The 19,836-nt window shown below is 69.8% G+C and carries 20 protein-coding genes and 1 riboswitch; of the genes, 10 read left to right on the top strand and 10 right to left on the bottom strand.

Annotation, left to right across the window (positions count from 1 at the left end; all coding sequences use genetic code 11):
* Positions 1 to 25: 25 nt before the first annotated feature.
* Positions 26 to 1,240, bottom strand: a complete 1,215-nt coding sequence (gene rocD / locus M878_RS65060) for an ornithine--oxo-acid transaminase (protein WP_031225002.1) — start codon at positions 1,238 to 1,240, stop codon at positions 26 to 28.
* Between the two features lie 102 nt (positions 1,241 to 1,342).
* Positions 1,343 to 1,431, top strand: a riboswitch (ZMP/ZTP riboswitch).
* A 32-nt stretch (positions 1,432 to 1,463) separates the two neighbouring features.
* Between rocD and M878_RS65055 the strand changes: the two genes are divergently transcribed.
* From M878_RS65055 to M878_RS65045, 3 genes are all read left to right on the top strand, one after another.
* Entirely contained in the window at positions 1,464 to 2,915 is a 1,452-nt protein-coding gene (locus tag M878_RS65055) for a glycine hydroxymethyltransferase (protein WP_023547238.1), read from the top strand.
* Positions 2,916 to 3,110: 195 nt separating this feature from the next.
* Positions 3,111 to 4,136, top strand: coding sequence for a tryptophan--tRNA ligase (trpS, locus tag M878_RS65050; protein WP_023547237.1), 1,026 nt, complete (start codon positions 3,111 to 3,113; stop codon positions 4,134 to 4,136).
* A gap of 171 nt (positions 4,137 to 4,307) precedes the next feature.
* On the top strand, positions 4,308 to 4,892 hold the full coding sequence (locus M878_RS65045; RefSeq protein WP_023547236.1) for a 2'-5' RNA ligase family protein: 585 nt from the start codon (positions 4,308 to 4,310) through the stop codon (positions 4,890 to 4,892).
* A 17-nt stretch (positions 4,893 to 4,909) separates the two neighbouring features.
* Here the strand turns inward: M878_RS65045 and dprE2 are convergent, their stop codons facing one another.
* Complete coding sequence (dprE2, locus tag M878_RS65040; RefSeq protein ID WP_023547235.1) at positions 4,910 to 5,674, bottom strand: decaprenylphospho-beta-D-erythro-pentofuranosid-2-ulose 2-reductase; 765 nt, start codon at positions 5,672 to 5,674, stop codon at positions 4,910 to 4,912.
* A gap of 116 nt (positions 5,675 to 5,790) precedes the next feature.
* Between dprE2 and M878_RS65035 the strand changes: the two genes are divergently transcribed.
* Entirely contained in the window at positions 5,791 to 6,696 is a 906-nt protein-coding gene (locus M878_RS65035; RefSeq protein WP_023547234.1) for a YihY/virulence factor BrkB family protein, read from the top strand.
* Here M878_RS65035 and M878_RS65030 read toward each other — a convergent pair.
* On the bottom strand, positions 6,644 to 7,858 hold the full coding sequence (locus tag M878_RS65030) for a D-alanyl-D-alanine carboxypeptidase family protein (protein ID WP_023547233.1): 1,215 nt from the start codon (positions 7,856 to 7,858) through the stop codon (positions 6,644 to 6,646). The genes M878_RS65035 and M878_RS65030 overlap by 53 nt on opposite strands.
* Before the next feature lie 172 nt (positions 7,859 to 8,030).
* Here M878_RS65030 and M878_RS65025 point away from each other — a divergent pair, with 172 nt between their 5' ends.
* Positions 8,031 to 8,270, top strand: a complete 240-nt coding sequence (locus tag M878_RS65025) for an SCO4848 family membrane protein (protein WP_023547232.1) — start codon at positions 8,031 to 8,033, stop codon at positions 8,268 to 8,270.
* A gap of 193 nt (positions 8,271 to 8,463) precedes the next feature.
* On the top strand, positions 8,464 to 10,008 hold the full coding sequence (locus M878_RS65020) for an ABC transporter substrate-binding protein (RefSeq protein ID WP_023547231.1): 1,545 nt from the start codon (positions 8,464 to 8,466) through the stop codon (positions 10,006 to 10,008).
* Here the strand turns inward: M878_RS65020 and M878_RS65015 are convergent, their stop codons facing one another.
* The 7 genes from M878_RS65015 to M878_RS64985 all read right to left on the bottom strand — a co-directional run bounded on the left by M878_RS65015 (position 10,009) and on the right by M878_RS64985 (position 15,760).
* On the bottom strand, positions 10,009 to 10,818 hold the full coding sequence (locus tag M878_RS65015; RefSeq protein WP_023547230.1) for a TetR/AcrR family transcriptional regulator: 810 nt from the start codon (positions 10,816 to 10,818) through the stop codon (positions 10,009 to 10,011). It abuts the gene before it with no gap.
* Positions 10,819 to 10,999: 181 nt separating this feature from the next.
* Positions 11,000 to 11,410, bottom strand: a complete 411-nt coding sequence (locus tag M878_RS65010; protein ID WP_023547229.1) for a VOC family protein — start codon at positions 11,408 to 11,410, stop codon at positions 11,000 to 11,002.
* 144 nt (positions 11,411 to 11,554) lie between these two features.
* The gene (locus M878_RS65005; protein ID WP_023547228.1) at positions 11,555 to 12,319 is read right to left on the bottom strand and encodes a succinate dehydrogenase iron-sulfur subunit; all 765 of its coding nucleotides are present in this window, start codon (positions 12,317 to 12,319) and stop codon (positions 11,555 to 11,557) included.
* Positions 12,319 to 14,073, bottom strand: a complete 1,755-nt coding sequence (gene sdhA, locus M878_RS65000; RefSeq protein WP_023547227.1) for a succinate dehydrogenase flavoprotein subunit — start codon at positions 14,071 to 14,073, stop codon at positions 12,319 to 12,321. The genes M878_RS65005 and sdhA overlap by 1 nt, the downstream gene beginning before the upstream one ends.
* A 19-nt stretch (positions 14,074 to 14,092) precedes the next feature.
* Positions 14,093 to 14,575, bottom strand: a complete 483-nt coding sequence (locus tag M878_RS64995) for a succinate dehydrogenase hydrophobic membrane anchor subunit (protein WP_023547226.1) — start codon at positions 14,573 to 14,575, stop codon at positions 14,093 to 14,095.
* Between the two features lie 5 nt (positions 14,576 to 14,580).
* Positions 14,581 to 14,961: a succinate dehydrogenase, cytochrome b556 subunit gene (gene sdhC, locus M878_RS64990; RefSeq protein WP_037730126.1), complete on the bottom strand. Its 381-nt coding sequence runs from the start codon at positions 14,959 to 14,961 to the stop codon at positions 14,581 to 14,583.
* 190 nt (positions 14,962 to 15,151) lie between these two features.
* Positions 15,152 to 15,760 carry a 2-oxo-4-hydroxy-4-carboxy-5-ureidoimidazoline decarboxylase gene (locus M878_RS64985; RefSeq protein ID WP_023547223.1) on the bottom strand — a complete coding sequence of 203 codons (609 nt, stop codon included), beginning with the start codon at positions 15,758 to 15,760 and terminating at the stop codon, positions 15,152 to 15,154.
* A 154-nt stretch (positions 15,761 to 15,914) separates the two neighbouring features.
* On the opposite strand from M878_RS64985, the gene M878_RS64980 reads away from it, so the two are divergent.
* The 4 genes from M878_RS64980 (at position 15,915) to M878_RS64965 (ending at position 19,610) form a co-directional block, all read left to right on the top strand.
* Positions 15,915 to 17,570 (top strand): beta-N-acetylhexosaminidase, encoded by a 1,656-nt coding sequence (locus M878_RS64980; RefSeq protein WP_023547222.1) that lies wholly within the window; start codon positions 15,915 to 15,917, stop codon positions 17,568 to 17,570.
* Between the two features lie 93 nt (positions 17,571 to 17,663).
* Complete coding sequence (locus M878_RS64975; RefSeq protein WP_023547221.1) at positions 17,664 to 18,224, top strand: hypothetical protein; 561 nt, start codon at positions 17,664 to 17,666, stop codon at positions 18,222 to 18,224.
* Between the two features lie 155 nt (positions 18,225 to 18,379).
* Positions 18,380 to 18,766 (top strand): hypothetical protein, encoded by a 387-nt coding sequence (locus tag M878_RS64970; RefSeq protein ID WP_209445529.1) that lies wholly within the window; start codon positions 18,380 to 18,382, stop codon positions 18,764 to 18,766.
* 202 nt (positions 18,767 to 18,968) lie between these two features.
* Positions 18,969 to 19,610 (top strand): RNA polymerase sigma factor, encoded by a 642-nt coding sequence (locus M878_RS64965; protein ID WP_023547218.1) that lies wholly within the window; start codon positions 18,969 to 18,971, stop codon positions 19,608 to 19,610.
* Positions 19,611 to 19,836 lie beyond the last annotated feature (226 nt).

Raw genomic sequence — 19,836 nt, 5'->3', positions numbered from 1 at the left:
TCTAGCCCGACCCGGGAGCCCCCTCTCAGCCGATCAGTACCGCCCGCAGCTGCTCCAGCCCCCAGTCCAGGTCCTCCTCGCTGATCACCAGCGGGGGAGCGAGCCGCAGGGTGGCGGTGTGGGTGTCCTTCACCAGCACACCCCGGTCCATCAGCCGCTCCGACACGGCCCGCGCTGTACCGGCTTTCGGCGCGAGGTCCAGGCCCGCCCACAGCCCGCGCCCGCGGACCGCCGTCACCGTGCCCGTGGCCCGCAGGGCCGCCAGCGCCCGGTGCATCCGCGCCCCCAGCTCCGCCGCCCGGGCCTGGAACTCGCCCGTCCGCAGCATCGCGATCACCTCCAGCGCCACCGCGCAGGCCAGCGGATTCCCGCCGAACGTCGACCCGTGCTCGCCCGGCCGGAACACGCCGAGCACCTCCGCGCTCGACACCACCGCCGACACCGGCAGGATCCCGCCGCCCAGCGCCTTGCCCAGCACATACATGTCCGGGACCACTCCCTCGTGCTCGCACGCGAAGGTCCGCCCGGTCCGGCCGAGACCTGACTGGATCTCGTCGGCGACGAAGAGCACGTTCCGCTGCCGGGTCAGCTCCCGGACGGCCGGGAGATAGCCGGCCGGTGGCACGATCACCCCGTTCTCGCCCTGGATCGGCTCCAGCAGCACCGCCACGGTGTTCTCCGTCAGCGCCTCCCGCATCGCCGTCAGATCGCCGTACGGCACGATCTGGAACCCCGGCGTGTACGGCCCGAAGTCCGCCCGCGCCTCCGGGTCGGTGGAGAAGCTGATGATTGTCGTCGTACGACCGTGGAAGTTGCCGCCCGCCACCACGATCTTCGCCATCTCCGCGGGCACCCCCTTCACCCGGTACCCCCACTTCCGGGCCGTCTTCACCGCGCTCTCCACCGCCTCCGCGCCGGTGTTCATCGGCAGCACCATCTCCATCCCGCACAGCTCGGCCAGCTCCGCGCAGAACGCGGCGAACCGGTCGTGCAGAAAGGCGCGGGAGGTCAGCGTCACCCGCTCCAGCTGCGCCTTCGCCGCCTCGATCAGCCGCCGGTTGCCGTGCCCGAAGTTGAGCGCCGAGTAACCGGCCAGCAGATCCAGATAGCGCCGCCCCTCCACATCCGTCATCCACGCCCCCTGCGCCGTGGCCACGACGACCGGCAGCGGGCGGTAGGTGGGCGCACAGTGCGCCTCGGCGGCGGCTACGAGGTCTTCTGCGTCTTCTGCAGCGGTCATGGCCTCTCCCGGATCCGGCGGGAACACGACGGTGGGCTCCTTCTTATCTTCGCTCGCATGGTGGACGAGGGCCTGCCACGCCGGGCGCGCCCGGTAGGCTGACCAGCGGGCCGTGACTGGCGCGCTGGGATGGGAAGGACCATCGGGGAGCGGCCCGAGTGTGATGTGTGCCGTGCGCCTGGGCCGAACGTGAACGCTGTACGCACGCCGTCCGGAGGTCCTCATGCCCAAGCAGCAACCCCTCTCCACCGAGTCCACCGCCTTCCGCGCCGCCCTCGACGTCATCCGCACCGTCGAACCGCGCATCGCCGAGGCCATCGGTCAGGAGGTCGCCGACCAGCGCGAGATGCTCAAGCTGATCGCCTCCGAGAACTACGCCTCCCCGGCGACCCTGCTGGCGATGGGCAACTGGTTCAGCGACAAGTACGCCGAGGGCGTCATCGGCCGCCGCTTCTACGCCGGCTGCCGCAACGTCGACACCGTGGAGACGCTGGCCGCCGAGCACGCCCGCGAGCTGTTCGGCGCCCGCCACGCCTACGTCCAGCCGCACTCCGGCATCGACGCCAACCTCGTCGCCTTCTGGGCCGTCCTCGCCGACCGGGTCGAGGCCCCCTTCCTGGAGAAGGCCGGCGCCCGCCAGGTCAACGACCTCTCCGAGGCCGACTGGGCCGAGCTGCGCCAGGCCTTCGGCAACCAGCGCATGCTCGGCATGTCCCTGGACGCCGGCGGCCACCTCACCCACGGCTTCCGCCCGAACATCTCCGGCAAGATGTTCGACCAGCGCTCCTACGGCACCGACCCGGCCACCGGACTCGTCGACTACGACGCCCTGCGCGCCCAGGCCCGCGAGTTCAAGCCGCTGATCATCATCGCCGGTTACTCGGCCTACCCGCGGCTGCTGAACTTCCGGATCATGCGCGAGATCGCCGACGAGGCCGGCGCGACCCTGATGGTCGACATGGCCCACTTCGCGGGCCTCGTCGCCGGCAAGGTCTTCACCGGCGACTTCGACCCGGTCCCGCACGCCCAGATCGTCACCACCACCACCCACAAGTCGCTGCGCGGCCCGCGCGGCGGCATGGTCCTGTGCGACGACTCCCTCAAGGACCAGGTCGACCGCGGCTGCCCGATGGTCCTCGGTGGTCCGCTGCCACACGTCATGGCCGCCAAGGCCGTCGCCCTCGCCGAGGCGCGGCAGCCCGCCTTCCAGGACTACGCCCAGCGCATCGTCGACAACTCCCGCGCCCTGGCCGAAGGCCTCATGCGGCGCGGCGCCACCCTGGTGACCGGCGGCACGGACAACCACCTCAGCTTGATCGACGTCGCCACCTCCTACGGACTCACCGGCCGGCAGGCCGAGTCCGCCCTGCTGGACTCCGGCATCGTCACCAACCGCAACGCCATCCCGGCCGACCCCAACGGCGCCTGGTACACCTCCGGCATCCGCATCGGTACCCCGGCCCTGACCACCCGCGGCCTGGGCCTCGCCGAGATGGACGAGGTCGCGGGCCTGATCGACCGGGTCCTGACGACGACGGAGCCGGGCACGACCAAGTCGGGCGCCCCGAGCAAGGCCGCCCACGTCCTGGACGAGAAGATCGCGGACGAGATCTCCCACCGGGCGACCGACCTGGTCTCCGGTTTCCCGCTCTACCCGGAAATCGACCTCGGCTGATCACTCCCTGAGCGGCAGCCAACCCAAAGGGGCGCGGGGCCGCATCAATGTGCGGCCCCGCCGCGATGGGGGTCCCCCTGGGTTCGAGCGAAGCCGAGAACTTGGGGGAGCGACCGGCCACGACGGGTCCGCAGTCCCCGATGCACTGCAGAACCCCCACCTCACGGGCAAATCCCACCCTGAGCCTCTGAGAGAATGGGCAACATGGCTTCCGCTGACCAACCTCGCGTGCTCTCCGGCATCCAGCCCACCGCCGGCTCGTTCCACCTCGGCAACTACCTCGGCGCCGTCCGCCAGTGGGTGGCCCTGCAGGAGTCCCACGACGCGTTCTACATGGTCGTCGACCTGCACGCGATCACGGTCCCGCAGGAACCGAAGGAACTGCGCGCCAACACCCGCCTGGCCGCCGCCCAGCTCCTCGCGGCAGGCCTGGACCCGGACCGCTGCACCCTCTTCGTGCAGAGCCATGTCCCCGAGCACGCCCAGCTCGCGTGGATCATGAACTGCCTCACCGGCTTCGGCGAGGCGAGCCGTATGACCCAGTTCAAGGACAAGTCCGCCAAGCAGGGCGCAGAGCGCGCCTCGGTCGGCCTGTTCACGTACCCGATCCTGCAGGTCGCCGACATCCTGCTGTACCAGGCGAACGAGGTGCCGGTCGGCGAGGACCAGCGCCAGCACATCGAGCTGACCCGTGACCTGGCCGAGCGCTTCAACGGACGCTTCGGGCAGACGTTCACGATCCCGTCGCCGTACATCCTCAAGGAGACGGCGAAGATCTACGACCTTCAGGAACCGTCGATCAAGATGAGCAAGTCGGCGTCCACGCCGAAGGGCCTGATCAACCTGCTCGACGAGCCGAAGACCACCGCCAAGAAGGTCAAGAGCGCCGTCACCGACACCGACACCGTGATCCGCTACGACGCGGAGAACAAGCCGGGCGTGTCGAACCTCCTCACCATCTACTCCACGCTCACCGGCGCGTCGATCGCCGAGCTGGAGCGGGACTACGAGGGCAAGATGTACGGCGCCCTCAAGACCGACCTGGCCGAGATCATGGTCGATTTCGTGACGCCGTTCCGTGAGCGCACCCAGCAGTACCTGGACGACTCCGAGACGCTCGACGCGATCCTCGCCAAGGGCGCGGAGAAGGCGCGCGCGGTCGCCGCGGAGACGCTCGCGCAGGCCTACGACCGCGTCGGTTTCCTGCCGGCGAAGCACTGAGCCGCACGCACCGGCGCTGAGGCGCACGGCCGTACACACGTCCGAGTGGACAGAGCGCTGCACATCACTTCCGTTGCGCCTGCCCACAGGACATCCATAGCCGTACAGTCGGTAGCCGACGGCCCGGGCGAGAAGGCCGAGAAGACGACGGACGCGACGACAGGAGAAGACGTGGGGACCGTAACGATCGGCGTGTCGATCGCGGTCCCGGAGCCTCACGGCAGCCTGCTCCAGGAGCGGCGCGCGGGCTTCGGCGACCCCGCGGCTCACGGCATCCCCACGCATGTCACGCTGCTGCCGCCGACCGAGGTCGAGGAGGCGGAGCTGCCGGCCGTCGAGGCGTATCTGACCGAGGTCGCCGGGGCCGGCCGGCCGTTCCCGATGCGGCTGTCCGGCACCGGCACGTTCCGTCCCCTGTCCCCGGTGGTCTACGTCCGTGTCGTCCAGGGCGCCGAGGACTGCGCCTGGCTGCAGCAGCGGGTGCGGGACGCGTCCGGGCCGCTGGCGCGCGAGCTGCAGTTCCCGTACCACCCGCATGTCACCGTCGCGCACGGCATCGACGAGGCGGCGATGGACCGCGCCTTCGCGGAGCTGGCCGGCTTCGACGCGCAGTGGCCGTGCACCGGCTTCGCGCTCTACGAACAGGGCGCCGACCTGGTCTGGCGCAAGCTGCGGGAGTACACGTTCGGGGTATCGGTGGTGCCGCCACAACCGGGCCACGCGGACGTCGAACGCGGGACGATCGCGAGCCGGTAGCTCCCTGCGGCGGCAACTTACAGCGGCAACCTGCGGAACAGCGCCCGCGGGATGTGCCGTAGCGCCGCCATCACCAGACGGAGCGCGCCCGGCACCCACACCGCTTCCGAGCGGCGGCGCAGGCCCAGTTCGATGGCCGTGGCGACCGCCTCCGGGGTGGTGGCGAGCGGGATGCGGTCCCGGTCGGCCATCGCCGTCGTACGGACGTGTCCGGGGCGTACGACCATGACATGCACGCCGGTGCCGTGGAGGGCGTCGCCGAGGCCCTGGGCGAAGGCGTCGAGGCCGGCCTTGCTGGAGCCGTAGATGAAGTCGGCGCGGCGGGCCCGCTCGCCGGCCACGGAGGACAGGACCACGAGAAAGCCGTGCCCCTGGGACTGCAGGGCGCGGGCGGCGACCAGGGCCGCGCTGACGGCGCCGGTGTAGTTGGTCTGGGCGACCCGGACGGCGCGTACCGGGTCGCGCTCGTCATGGGCCTGGTCGCCGAGGATGCCGAAGGCGAGCAGCACCAGGTCGATGTCGCCCTCGGCGAAGACCTTGCCGAGGACGCTCTCGTGGGACTCGGGGTCGAGGGCGTCGAAGGCGACGGTGCGGGTGTCCGCGCCGAGGGTGCGCAGATGCTCGGCGGCCTGGTCCAGGGCCGGCGAGGGGCGGCCCGCCAGCCACACCGTGCGCGCGCCGCGAGCGATCAGCCGGCGGGTGGTGGCCAGCGCGATCTCGGACGTGCCGCCGAGGACGAGCAGGGACTGGGGAAGACCGAAGGCGGCTGAGGATGCAGGCATGTCGGTGACCGTATCGCCCCGATATGAGTGGTTAGTTACTGAACATTCGCCCGCTCCACACAATGGGTGATTAGTGGGATGTCATACGAGCGCGCCGCCGGGGGCAGGAACGGATCATGGACTGGCTGAAAAGACTTCCCGGCATCGGGCCGCTCGTCACCTGGCTGATGGAGACACACGCGTGGCACTCCTACGAGCGGCTGGACCGGGTGAAGTGGTCCCGGCTGGCCGCGGCGATGACGTTCATCAGTTTCGTGGCGCTGTTCCCGCTGCTGACCCTGGTCGCCGCCGTCAGCGCCGCCACGCTCAGCGCGGCCCGGCAGAAGACGGTCGAGCTCAAGATCGCCGAGCAGTTCCCCGGCGTCGTCTCCACCCAGCTGGACCTCACCTCGCTCGTCCACAACGCCGGCACCGTCGGTGTCATCGCCGGCGCCCTGCTGCTGTTCACCGGCATCGGCTGGGTCGGCCAGATGCGGGACTGCCTGCGCGCGGTGTGGGAGCTGCCGGACCAGCAGCGGAACCCGGTGGTGGCCAAGGCCAAGGACGCCGGCACCCTGCTCGGCCTCGGCGGTGCCCTGCTCGTCACGTTCGCCGCGTCCACGTTCGCCTCGGCCGCCGTCGGGCTCGTCTCGCGCCACCTCGGCCTGGCCGCGTACGGCTGGGGCGGCGTGCTGCTGCGGATCGCCGCGTTCGCCGTCGCCGTGCTCGCCGACTTCCTGGTCCTGCTCTACGTCCTGACCCTGCTGCCCGGGGTCGAGCCGCCGCGCCGCCGCCTGGTGGTGGCCGCACTCCTCGGCGCGGTCGGCTTCGAACTGCTCAAGCTGCTGCTCAGCGGCTATATCCAGGGGGTCGCCGCGAAGAGCATGTACGGCGCGTTCGGCGTCCCCGTCGCACTGCTGCTGTGGATCAACTTCACCGCGAAACTGGTCCTGTTCTGCGCCTCCTGGACCGCAGAGCCAGGCCCCGACATCACTGACGCGGCCGACGGCGCATCAGGTCCGGCAGCGGCCAGCGGCGATTGATCAGGAACGCCCCGCCCGCGAGCAGCGCCAGCACCCCGCCCGTGATGGCCGCGGCGATGCCGACGCCGCCGGAGCCGGCGGTATCACTGGCCACCGGCTTGGAACCGGACCTGTGGGTCCCCGCGGACTGCCCAGCGGAGGCGCTGGGGCTCGGCAGGGCGCTCTTCGGCGGCACCAGCTCGCCCACCGGGTTGACCTTGCCGGCCGCCTGGAAGCCCCAGTCGAACAGCTTGGCCGTCTCCTTGTAGACCTCGTTGTGCTCGTGCTTCTCCGGGTGCATCACCGTGACCAGCAGCACCCTGCCGTTCCGCTCGGCGACACCGGTGAACGTGGCGCCCGCGTTGGTGGTGTTGCCGTTCTTCACGCCCGCGATGCCCTGGTAGACGGGCACGTCGGCGTCACCGCTCAGCAGCCGGTTGGTGTTGCGGATCTCGTTGTCCCCGAACTTGGCGCTCACGGTCGAGCAGTAGTCGCGGAAGTCCTTCTTCTGCAGCCCGGAGCGGGCGATCAGGGTCAGGTCGTACGCCGACGACAGCTGACCCGGCTCGTCATAGCCGTCGGGCGAGACCACATGGGTGTCCCGCGCCTGGAGTTCGTCGGCGTGGCTCTGCATGTCCTTGACGGTCTGCTCGACGCCGTCGTTCATCGCGGCCAGCACGTGTACGGCGTCGTTGCCGGAGCGCAGGAAGACGCCGAGCCACAGGTCGTGGACGTTGTAGGTGCGGCCCTCCTTTATCCCGACCACGCTGGAGCCCTCGCCCATGCCCGCGAGGTCGGACGGCGCCACCTTGTGCTCCATGGTCTTCGGGAACCGGGGCAGCAGGGTGTCCGCGAACAGCATCTTCAGCGTGCTCGCCGGCGGCAGCCGCCAGTGCGCGTTGTGCGCGGCGAGCACATCGCCGGACTCGGCGTCGGTGACGATCCAGGAGCGGGCGGTGACGTCCTTGGGGATGACGGGCACGCCCGGGGCGAGATTGACCTGGGTGCCGGGCTGCCCGAGCCGTTCGCCGCCCACGGTCGACATACGGGCCGGGGGCGTGGCCGTGGCATTCGCCGAGGGGGCCGGGGCGGCGAGCGCGGCAGGCGCGGTGGCGGTCAGGGACAGCAGTGTGGCGGAGATGACCAGCAGGGCTCGCCAGCCGGTCTGCTTCGGTGCGGGCACGGACGAGAACGTACCCGTCGCGGACCGTGAAATCCCGCCTTCGACCCCACCCCCGGCACGGAAACGGACACGGGACGGCGATACTGGCTCCATGCTGTGCTCGTCCGGGGGACACCCCCCGGACCCCCGGCCTCCTGCGAGCGCCCGGCATTGTGTGGAAAGGTCAGCTCCGGTGAAACTCAGCCGCCCCGTCTCCTGGTTCCTGCTCGCCTTCGGGGTGTGGAGCTGGGTCATCTGGGTCACTTTCGTCAAGAATCTCGTCAAGGACAGCAGCGGGCTCGCCTTCGACCACGGTCACCCGACCGCGTACTTCTGGGTGCACCTGCTGCTGGCGGTCGTTTCCTCCGTATTGGGGACGGTCATCGGGGTCATCGGGTTGCGCGGACTGCGCGCACTGCGCCGGACGTCATAGAGCCGGGCGTCATGTCGTCATAGAGCTCGACGTCATAGAAACGCGAACCCCTCTCACACCCAGAAAGCCCTTCCCACAGCTGAAACAGGTGTGATTAGGTGAGCCGCGCCACTAGGGGGTGGCGAAATCGTGCTGGCCAGGGGTAGGGCCTTTGAAGGGGCCTGGGGAGGGCACCACCATGCGATCTCTTCGCATGCGCATTCTCATGACGCTGCTCGTACTCGCGGTCGTGGGAATCGGCGGCTGGCAGCTGCTGCCGTCGCAGGAGAACAAGAACAAGACCATCACGGTCGGTACGACGGACGCCGTCACGGACCTCGATCCTGCCGGAGCCTACGACGCCGGTTCCTGGGCGTTGTTCAGCAATGTCTTCCAGTCGCTGCTGACATTCGAGCCGGGCGGTGTCGAGCCGGTCCCGGACGCGGCGAAGAGCTGTGCCTTCCAGGGCAGCGGTCTGCGGACCTACCAGTGCATCCTGCGCTCCGGGATCACCTTCCCGAGCGGGCGCGCGATGACGGCCGAGGACGTGAAGTACTCCTTCGACCGGGTCAAGAAGATCAACTCCGATGTGGGACCCGCGTCGCTGTTCTCCACGCTCACCTCGGTGAGCGCCGACAGCGCGACGACCGTCACCTTCCATCTGTCGTCCGCGGACGCCACCTTCCCGCTGAAGGTCGCCACCGGCGCCGGGTCGATCGTGGACAAGGACACGTACCCGGCGAACTCCCTGCGCACCGGCACCACCGTCGACGGCACCGGCCCGTACACGCTGACGTCGTACACCAAGGACCAGCGGGCCGAACTCGCCCCGAACAAGCGCTACCAGGGCTACCTCAGCGGCACCGGCCGCCCGGTCGAGCTGCGCTACTACGCCGACTCCGCGAAGCTCGACAGCGCCTGGAAGGGCAAGGAGATCGACGTCGCCACCCGGAACCTGTCGCCGGGCGTGCTCTCCCAGCTCAACCCGAGCGACCCCAACAAGCGCGTCACCGAGTCCGACAGCGCCGAGACCCGCAACCTGTACCTCAACACCCGCGCGGACTCCCCACTGCACGACGTACGGGTGCGCCGCGCGCTGGCCTGGCTGGTCAACCGCGAGGAACTGGCCGCGACGGTCTACCAGGGCACGGTCGACCCGCTGTACTCGCTGATCCCGACCGGCATCACCGGCCACACCACCTCCTTCTTCGACGACTACCCGGCGCAGAGCGTCCAGAAGGCGCGCGAGCTGCTCACCCAGGCCGGGGTGAGCCTGCCGGTGCGCTTCACCCTCGGCTACGGCAAGAGCCGGGGCGCGAGTGAGGAGGAGGCCGCGGCGCTGAAGCAGCAGCTGGAGGCGGGCGGCCTGTTCAAGGTGGACGTCCAGGGGTACGAGTGGACCGACTTCCAGAAGCGCTGGGCCGCGGGGAAGATGGACGCCTGGGCAGTGGGCTGGGTGGCCGACTATCCCGACCCGGACACCTTCGGCGCCGCGCTCGTCGGCAGCGGCTCCACGATGAGCACCGGGTACAGCAACAAGCTGGTCGACCATCTCATCCTGGACAGCCAGCAGTACGCCGACCGCAGCCGGGCCGTGAACGACTTCAGGAACATCCAGACGGACGTCGCCCAGGACGTCCCGCTGATCCCGCTGTGGCAGCGCAAGGAGTACGTGGTCAGCACCGAGGACGTGGGCGGCAGCCAGTACCTGGACGACGGCACGGGCGTCTTCCGCCTGTGGCGTCTGCAGTGGATCTGATCAGCCGGCCTGCTCGTCGGTCTGCTCGCCGCGCCCCTCGGCCTCCTTGGTCTCTGTGGTCTTCTTGGTCTCCGTGGTCTTCTTCGTCCGCGGATCCGGCAGTGCCTTCGTCATGCCGGGCAGGAAGTCCGTGAACAGTTCATGGATCTCCAGGACCAGGGGGCGCAGCACGCGGAAGCGGGCGAGCGCCACGCCGCGGGCGGTCAGCCGGGCGCCGCGGCGGGCCAGGCGGTAGCTGCGCTCCCGGCCCTCCGTGCGGTCGAAGACCCAGTACAGGACCAGTCCCATCTGGGCGAGCCACATCAACTCCGGGAGGACGTCCCGCAGTTCGGGTGCGACCTTGGACTTGGAGCCGGCCAGCACCGCCCGGTGGACGCCGATGGCCTGCTCGCGGGCGTGCTCGCTCTCCGGCGAGAACGGGCTCAGCGGGCTGTCGGGGTCGGCGGCGTTCTTGAAGAACTGCACGGCGAACTCGTGGTAGGGGCGGGCGATGTCGAGCCAGCCGGTCAGCACGCCCGCCAGCCGCGCCTCCAGGTCGGTCTCCCGGTCCAGCACCTCGCGGACCGCCGCCTGGTGCTCGGCGGCGATCCGGTCGTAGAAGCCCTGGATCAGGTGTTCCTTGCCCTCGAAGTAGTAGTAGGCGTTGCCGACGGAGACGTCGGCCTCCTTGGCGATGGCCCGCATCGTGGTCTTGTCGTACCCGCGCTCCTGGAACAGCCGCATCGCGGTCTCCAGGATCAGCGCACGGGTCTGCTCGGACTTGCTGCTGGGTGGACCGGTCGCCTCGGGACCGTCGTTCTTCGCGGGCACGCCAAAGAGCCTAAGCGCTCCGTTGGGCATGCATGACGGGCCGTCGGTCGTCCGGGGGTCCGTTGCGGCTGGTCGCTCCCCCAAGTTCTCGGCTTCGCTCGAACCCGGGGGACCTCCATCGCGGCGGAGCCGCATATCGATACAGCCCCGCGCCCCTTCTGGGGCGCCGGCCCGACCCTCGTCAGCCCCTGCGGCCCAGTTCCCGGCGTTTGGTGTAGTCCGTGAAGCCGACGATATTGCCCCAGGGGTCGGCGATCTCCACCGTCCAGCCGGTGGCTTCCTGGAACACCTCGTCCAGTGGCGGGATGCCGGCGTCGGCCAGCTCCCGCGCCGCGGCCCGTGCGTCCGGCACCTCCAGCCAGAGGCGCGGCGAGTGCCACGGTGGCATGCGGTGCCCGAGCGCCAGCTCGGCGCACAGCAGGATCCCGGGTGTCTCCCCGCCGACCTTCAGCTGCGCGATCCCGGCCTCGTCGAACCGGAACCCCACGGTGAATCCGGCCCGCTGGTAGAAGTCGAGGGCCTCGCCGAGGTCGCCGACGGGGAGCAGCACGTGGTCGAAACCGAGCAGTTCGTACGACTCTTCGTCTGACATGTCGTCAGATTAGAACCGTTGGGCAGCGGAACCCGTCAACAGCGTGGCGAAATCCGGCAAATACACCCAAGGGCCCCGCTTCCGGAGGAGTGGAAGCAGGACCCTTGAAATAAATCGGGAGAGCTAGTGAAGATGCTGTGAAGATTAGTAACGGCGGGTGATCAGCGCGCGCTTCACTTCCTGGATCGCCTTGGTGACCTCGATACCGCGCGGGCAGGCGTCCGTGCAGTTGAAGGTCGTACGGCAACGCCACACGCCGTCACGGTCGTTGAGGATCTCCAGGCGCTGCTCGCCCGCCTCGTCCCGGCTGTCGAAGATGAAGCGGTGGGCGTTCACGATCGCGGCCGGACCGAAGTACTGGCCGTCGTTCCAGAACACCGGGCAGGACGATGTGCAGGCCGCGCAGAGGATGCACTTCGTCGTGTCGTCGAAGCGCTCGCGGTCCTCCGCCGACTGCAGACGCTCGCGCGTCGGCTCGTTCGTGTCCTTGGTGACCAGGAACGGCATGACGTCCCGGTATGCCTGGAAGAACGGCTCCATGTCCACGACCAGGTCCTTCAGGACCGTCAGGCCCTTGATGGGCTCGACCGTGATCGGCTTCTCGGGGTTGATGTCCTTGATCAGCGTCTTGCAGGCAAGGCGGTTCTTGCCGTTGATCCGCATCGCGTCCGAGCCGCAGATGCCGTGCGCGCACGAGCGGCGGAAGGTGAGGGTGCCGTCGACGTCCCACTTGATCTTGTGGAGGCCGTCGAGGACACGCTCCTTGGGGTCGATCTCCAGCTGGAAGTCTTCCCAGGCCGCCTCGGCCGAGACCTCCGGGTTGAACCGGCGGACCCGGAAGGTGACCGTGATCAGGTGCGAGGAGGCCGCGGCCTCCGCCTCCACCTTGTCCAGAACGGGGGTAGCCATCAGTACTTACGCTCCATCGGCTGGTAGCGGGTCTGGACGACCGGCTTGTAGTCGAGACGGATGGACTCGGTGCCGTCGTCGCCCACCTCGCGGTACGCCATGGTGTGGCGCATGAAGTTGACGTCGTCGCGGTTCGGGTAGTCCTCGCGGTAGTGACCGCCGCGGGACTCCTTGCGGGCCAGGGCGGAGACGGCCATGACCTCGGCCAGTTCGAGCAGGTTGCCCAGCTCGATGGCCTCCAGCAGGTCCGTGTTGAACCGCTTGCCCTTGTCCTGGATCGAGACGTTCTTGTAGCGCTCGCGCAGCTCGGCGATCTTCTCGACGGCCGTCTTGATCGTCTGCTCGGTGCGGAACACCATGACGTTGGCGTCCATGGTCTCCTGCAGCTCCTTGCGGAGCGCGGCCACCCGCTCGTTGCCGGTGGACTCGCGCAGCCGCTCGATCTGCTCGACGACGAGCGACTCCGGGTTCTCCGGCAGCTCGACGAAGTCCGCCGTGTGGGCGTACTCGGCGGCGGCGATGCCCGCGCGGCGGCCGAAGACGTTGATGTCCAGCAGCGAGTTGGTGCCGAGACGGTTGGCGCCGTGCACGGAGACACAGGCGACCTCGCCGGCCGCGTACAGACCCGGGACGACCGTGGTGTTGTCCGACAGGACCTCACCCTCGACGTTGGTCGGGATACCGCCCATCGCGTAGTGCGCGGTCGGCTGGATCGGGATCGGGTCCGTGTACGGCTCGATACCGAGGTAGGTCCGCGCGAACTCGGTGATGTCCGGCAGCTTGGCGTCCAGCTGCTCCGGCGGCAGGTGGGTCAGGTCGAGGTAGACGTGGTCGCCCTCGGGACCACAGCCGCGGCCCTCGCGGATCTCCGTGTAGATGGAGCGGGAGACCACGTCACGGGACGCGAGGTCCTTCATGACCGGCGCGTACTTCTCCATGAAGCGCTCGCCGTCCTTGTTGCGGAGGATGCCGCCCTCACCACGGGCGCCCTCCGTCAGCAGGATGCCCATGCGCCAGATGCCGGTCGGGTGGAACTGGAAGAACTCCATGTCCTCCAGCGGCAGACCGCGGCGGTAGCAGGCCGCCTGGCCGTCACCCGTCAGGGTGTGCGCGTTGGAGGTCACCTTGAAGAACTTGCCGGTGCCGCCGGAGGCGTAGATGACCGACTTCGCCTGGAAGACATGGATCTCACCGGTGGCCAGCTCGTAGGCGACCACACCGGCGGAGTGCTTGACCCCGTCGACCTCGGTGATCAGCTGGTCCAGGACGTAGAACTCATTGAAGAACTCCACGCCCTCCTTGACGCAGTTCTGGTACAGCGTCTGGAGGATCATGTGGCCGGTGCGGTCCGCGGCGTAGCAGGACCGGCGGACCGGGGCCTCGCCGTGGTTGCGGGAGTGGCCGCCGAAACGGCGCTGGTCGATCGTCCCGTCGGGCGTCCGGTTGAACGGCAGGCCCATCTTCTCCAGGTCGAGGACCGCGTCGATGGCCTCCTTCGCCAGGATCTCGGCGGCGTCCTGGTCGACCAGGTAGTCACCGCCCTTGACCGTGTCGAAGGTGTGCCACTCCCAGTTGTCCTCCTCCACGTTGGCGAGCGCGGCGGCCATACCGCCCTGCGCGGCGCCCGTGTGGGAGCGGGTGGGGTAGAGCTTGGTCAGCACGGCGGTGCGGCTGCGCTTCGTCGACTCGATGGCCGCGCGCATGCCCGCGCCACCGGCGCCGACGATGACGGTGTCGTACTTGTGGATCTTCATGATTCTCGCAGCCCCGTGCCTAGCGGATGTTCGGGTCGAAGGTGAAGATCACCAGCGTGCCCAGCAGGATGGTGAACACCGTGGCGGTGTAGAGCAGAGCCTTCAGCCACAGCCGGGTGTTCGGCCGCTCGGCGTAGTCGTTGATGACCGTGCGCAGGCCGTTGGCGCCGTGCAGCATCGCGAGCCAGAGCATGAGGAGGTCCCAGACCTGCCAGAAGGGGCTCGCCCAGCGGCCGGCCACGAAGGCGAAGCCGATCTTGGAGACACCGCCGTCCAGCACGAGCTGGATCAGCAGGTGGCCGAGGACCAGGACGACCAGCACGACGCCGGACAGGCGCATGAACAGCCAGGCCGCCAGCTCGAAGTTGCCGCGCGTCGACTTCGGCGTCTTCTTGGTGCGCTTGCGCGGCGCCTCGATCAGCGGGGCCGGGTTGTCGGCGTCGTAGAGCGGGGCGCCCTCGACGGGGCCGACGCCGGCTGCGGTGGTTTCAGTCGTGGACATCTGCGTCAGCTCCCGAACAGGACACGAGCGGCGTGGCCGAGCACGGGGTAGATCGCGCCGGCCATCAGGACGATCCAGACACCCATCACGGTCCAGAACATCTGCTTCTGGTAGCGCGGGCCCTTCGACCAGAAGTCGACGGCGATGACGCGCAGGCCGTTGAGTGCGTGGAAGAGGATGGCGGCGACGAGGCCGTACTCCAGCAGTCCGACGATCGGCGTCTTGTACGTGGCTACGACCTTGTCGTAGTCCTCGGGGGAGACACGCACGAGAGCGGTGTCCAGCACGTGAACGAACAGGAAGAAGAAAATGAGGACACCGGTGACTCGGTGAGCCACCCACGACCACATTCCTTCCCGGCCGCGGTACAGCGTTCCAGCCGGCACGGAAGTCCCTCCGGGAGCGGGGATTGGGGCCGCGCCGGCTTCTCTGTCGGTCGGGCCCGGCCGGGTACGGTCCACCGGCCCTCAGCATCGTATCCATGCGGTGCGCTGCCGTTTACGGGGGGCCTATCTGTGTGATCAAACTGGCATCGGATGGGCTACTGCCTTGCGGCTAGTGGGGTGGGGTGTCCTGTTATTTGCCGATTGCGGGTGCGTTGTGGCTGGTCGCTCCCCCACTCTCGGCTTCGCTTGAGCGGGGGGACCCCCATCGCGGCGGAGCCGCAGACGGATGCAGCCCCGTGCCCCTCAGGGACGTCGCCAGTCTGCTTCTTGCAAGGCGGCGTAGCTCCTCTGCCGCTATTACCCGCTCCTCCTCGGGATCGTTTGTCAATCGTGATCGGATCGCCCCGAGGATGTGGTCGATGGCCTCGTCCGGCGGGACATCACCCAGATAGATGACGAACGCGTGCCCGAATCGGGCCTCGTAGGCCGCGTGGGCCGCGCTCAGGGCCGTGTGGGCGACGGAGTATGTGCCCTCCGGCAGCTCCGGGAGCGACTCGCCCGCCAGGGCCTCCGACAGGTCGCTCGGTGACAGGTCGTACGCCGCCTCGTCCGCCGCGGCCAGGAGGGACTCCAGGTCGGGATAGGGGCGGTGGTGCGCGATACGGCGGGACCAGCGCAGGCTGTGCAGGCAGTGCAGCAGGAGGGCGCGGGCCTCGTCGGCGGGGGCGGTGTTGAACGCGTCGAGGGGCTTAGGGAGAGAGGGGAGACGGTGGGCGGGCAGCGTGGGTCCTCGCGTCACATGTGGCGTGGCAGGGGATGCTGTGAAAGGTGTGTCGTCAGGTTATCGAGAGTGGTCACGGTGTGTCCGTGGGACGCCTGAAATTCACTCGAACGGCAGAGTTTCGGAACGGCTGGATGACGAACGGCGTGCGGATCGGTCGTACGTTGGCAGCGTGACCCAGCACAAGCGCCGGGCTTCGGCGCAGCAGGTGATACGTAAGCGGGCGGTCGTGGCCGCCGCGTTCGTCGGGACCGTCGCGCTCGGCACGGGCGTCGGCGTGTGGGCCTCGTCGGGCGGGGACGGCGGGGCGACGGAAGGGGGTGCGCGGCAGTCGTCGTCCGGCCGGGTGGCCGAAACCGGCGATGCGGCCACGCCCTCGGCGAGTCCGACGACCGGCCGGTCCTCTCCGCTGTCCCAGGCGCCGCGCACGATACCCGCCGTGCGCTCGCACACCGCGGCGCGCGGCCCCGGCTGGAAGCCGCAGAAGGCGGACCGGGTGGTGGTCAGCGACGGGGAGCTGGCCGACGAGGGGAAGCTGATAGCCGGGGAGCTGGGGCTGACCTACGCCGGGCAGAAGGACGACGTGCGGGCGGGGGACGTCCGGCTCGCGCTCGGCGGCGGGGGCGGGAACCAGGAGTCGTACACGATGACCGTCCGCGACGGGCGGGTCGACATCAGCGGACCCGGCGAGGCGGGGGTGTTCTACGGCACCCGCACGCTGAAGCAGGAGGTCCACGGCGGCGGTACGGCGCCGGAGGGGGTCGTGCGGGACGAGCCGGCCAAGCCGGTGCGCGGGTTCATGCTGGACATCGCGCGCAAGCCGTTCAGCGAGTCCTGGATCGAGGACCGAATACGCGAGCTGGGGGACCTGAAGTTCAACGAGCTGGGGCTGCACTTCTCAGACGACCAGGCCTTCCGGATCGAGTCCGGCAGCCATCCCGAGATCGTCTCCAAGGACCATCTGACCAAGGCGCAGGTCAAGAAGATCGTGGACCTGGCGACCAGCCGCCACATCACCGTCGTACCCGAGATCGACTCACCGGGACATCTGGGCGCCGTCCTCGCCGCCCACCCCGATCTGCAGCTCCGCAACGCGAGCGGGGTCGCCACCAAGGGCGCGATCGACATCTCCAAGCCCGCCTCCGCGAAGATCGTCGACGATCTGCTGAACGAGTACGCGGGGCTGTTCACCGGCAGTCAGTGGCATCTCGGCGGTGACGAGTACCAGGCGCTGACCGTGAAGGATCCGCAGGCCGCGTATCCGCAGCTGGCCGCGGCCGCCCGGCAGAAGTACGGCGCCTCCGGCACGGTCGCCGACCTCACCACCGGCTGGCTGAACGACCGCGCCAACACCGTCCGCGGCCACGGCAAGACCATGCGTGCCTGGAACGACGGCTTCTACCGCGGGACCTCGGTGCAGGCGGCCGGGGATCTCCAGGTCGCCTACTGGACCGGCAAGGAGATCGGCGCCCGGCAGCCCGTGGAGTACCTGAGCGCGGGGCGCAAGGTCCTCAACTACAACGACGAGTTCGTCTACTACGTCCTCGGCCAGCCGCAGACCTTCGTCTACCCGACCGGGCAGCGGATCTACGAGCAGTGGAGCCCGCGCGTGCTGCGCGGCACGGCCGCCGTACCGGCGAGCTACGACGGGCAGATCCTCGGCGGCTCGTTCGCGGTGTGGTGCGACTTCCCGAACGCCCAGACCGAGGCTCAGGTCGCGGCCGGGATACGGATGCCGCTACGGGCCACCGTGCAGAAGCTGTGGGATCCCGGCCGGCCGTCTTTGTCCTGGCAGGACTTCCAGCGACTTTCGGCCAAGCTCGGTTGAACCCACCCCCCTGTGACACCCAGAGGGTTTCGCACGCAGTAAGGGGAAGTGCGGGCTCCGTACCGGTCGGCGCCCCGGCGAGGGAGACATTTCATGAGCCTGGTGGAACGAATCGCACAGGCCGACGAACGCGGACTGGCGGCCAGCGGGTTGGCTTGTTTGGACCGGTGTCTGCCCCTGCTCGGTGCTGACGACGAGCTGCTGCGGCCCCTGTGGGCGAGCCTCGCGGACGGCTCCGACTGGGGTGCGAGCCTGGAGAAGGCCCGCGGGGCGCTCGGCGCCGAGGGGCCCGACGAGGAGGAGGCGGCGCTGCTGGTCCGCCGGATGCTGCAGGCGGCGCCGGCCGAGCGCACCGCCGGCGCGGTACGGCCCTGGGCCGACGCCTGCTCGGTCGCCGCGCTGCGGGTGCACCGGCTGCTCGATCCGGCCGTGGACGGTATGCCGGACACCGACGGCCTCGACGCCGGGCGGGCGGGCGACATGGCGGACCTGCCGCCGCTGGTCGCCGCGGAACTGCGGCGGCAGACGGCCGTACTGGACCTGCTGGCCGAACACGGGCCGCACGGGCTGCGCCGCGCGCTGGATCTGTCGATCGAGGGGCGGCGGGTGCTGCGCGCGGTGGTGTCGCGCAGGGCGCGCAGCGAGTCCTGCTGAGCCGCACGACTCATGTACGACTCATGCAGGTACGGCGACGCTGTGACCGTGCTGCGGTGGACGTGGGGTAGTCCTGCGACGGTTGGCGAAACGTTTCCGGATCGGGTGACGGATGGGCGGGGCCGGTCGCTCTTCCCTATGTGACAGCCCAGTACGTGACACCACAGCAGGAGACCCGGCCGCCGGCCGCGGCGAAGCCCGTGCGATGGGCCGCGGACACCGTGGCGACGATGCGCGAGGGCGCCCGGGTGCGGCTCGACTACTCGGCGCAGAGCCTGTGGCGGGTCGACCGGATGATCGAGGAGATTCGGCGTGAGGGGCCGCCGTACGCCGCCGTCGAGCGCGTGCTGCGCGGCTTCGGCGCCTACGCCGGTGAGGTGATCGTCCGCCAGACCGGCGCCGAGTGGTGGACGACCGGCGGCGACCACTGGGTGCGCACCCCCGACGGGCGGCTCTGGGACCCCGTCGACGAGGCCCGGCGCGCCTACGGCGGCCACGGCTCGCTGCGCCTGCTGTGCCGCGACGCGACCGCCCCCCACTGACTCCCGGATGACCAACACGATGCTTCAGCGCAACCGTCCGCCAGAACCTCACCGTCGCGTCGGCAAGGGCCACCGTCCCGCTGTGACACTTCCGTAAGGCTCGGCGCTGATGATCGTGGAGGGCGGAGACACGGCCGGTGCGTGTCGGACCGTGACGGGCGCGCCACGCAGTGGCCATGAACGGGGCACGAACGAGGACGTCTTGGGCCAGGGAGGGGAACCCCGGCGCGCACAGCCGCGGGACGGGGAGCTGGGGGCGGCCGTCGCGCGCGCCCAGGACGGCGACGAGACCGCCTTCGCGGTGGCGTACCGGATCGTGCAGCCCGGCCTGCTCGGCTATCTGCGGGGCCTGGTCGGCGAGGACGCCGAGGACGTGGCCGCCGACGCCTGGCTGGAGATCGCCCGCGACCTCGGCCGGTTCCAGGGCGACGGCGCCGGCTTCCGCGGCTGGACCGCGACCATCGCCCGGCACCGTGCCCTGGACCATCTGCGCCGCCGGCGGGTACGGCCCCGCATCGCGCCGCTCGAACAGGACGCGCTGGAGCTGCCCGGCCGGCTGAGCACCCACGACCAGGCCCTGGAGACGCTGTCCACCGAGCGGGCGCTGGATCTGCTGCGCAGCCTGCCGCGCGACCAGGCCGAGGCCGTGCTGCTGCGGGTGGTCGTCGGCCTCGACGGCCCGGCCGCCGCACGCGTCCTCGGCAAGCGCCCCGGCGCCGTCCGCACGGCCGCGCACCGCGGGCTGAAACGCCTCGCCCGGAACCTGGGCGGCCAGGGCGCCGCGCAGGAGGGCGGCGAAGGTGTGACGGATGACGGCCCCCGGACGCTGGGTGAGTCGACATGAACGGCGCCGACCGTCACCCGTACGAACACGGGGAAAACATCGGTCCCGGACCCGGCACGAGGTCCGGGAGGAGGTCGCGCGTCTCCGGTACGCCGGACGAGGACGGGAACAGGCATGGGTGAACGGCACAGCGGCGACAGACTCTTCGGTCGCGGTCGCGGGCACCCCGGCGGCACCCTCTTCGCACCGGACCACGTCGCCGGGAACCGCACGGCCTCCGGATTCG

It is taken from the genome of Streptomyces roseochromogenus subsp. oscitans DS 12.976 (genome assembly GCF_000497445.1).
Taxonomy (GTDB): Bacteria; Actinomycetota; Actinomycetes; order Streptomycetales; family Streptomycetaceae; genus Streptomyces; species Streptomyces oscitans.
This window is presented reverse-complemented; position numbering and strand designations above follow the sequence as displayed.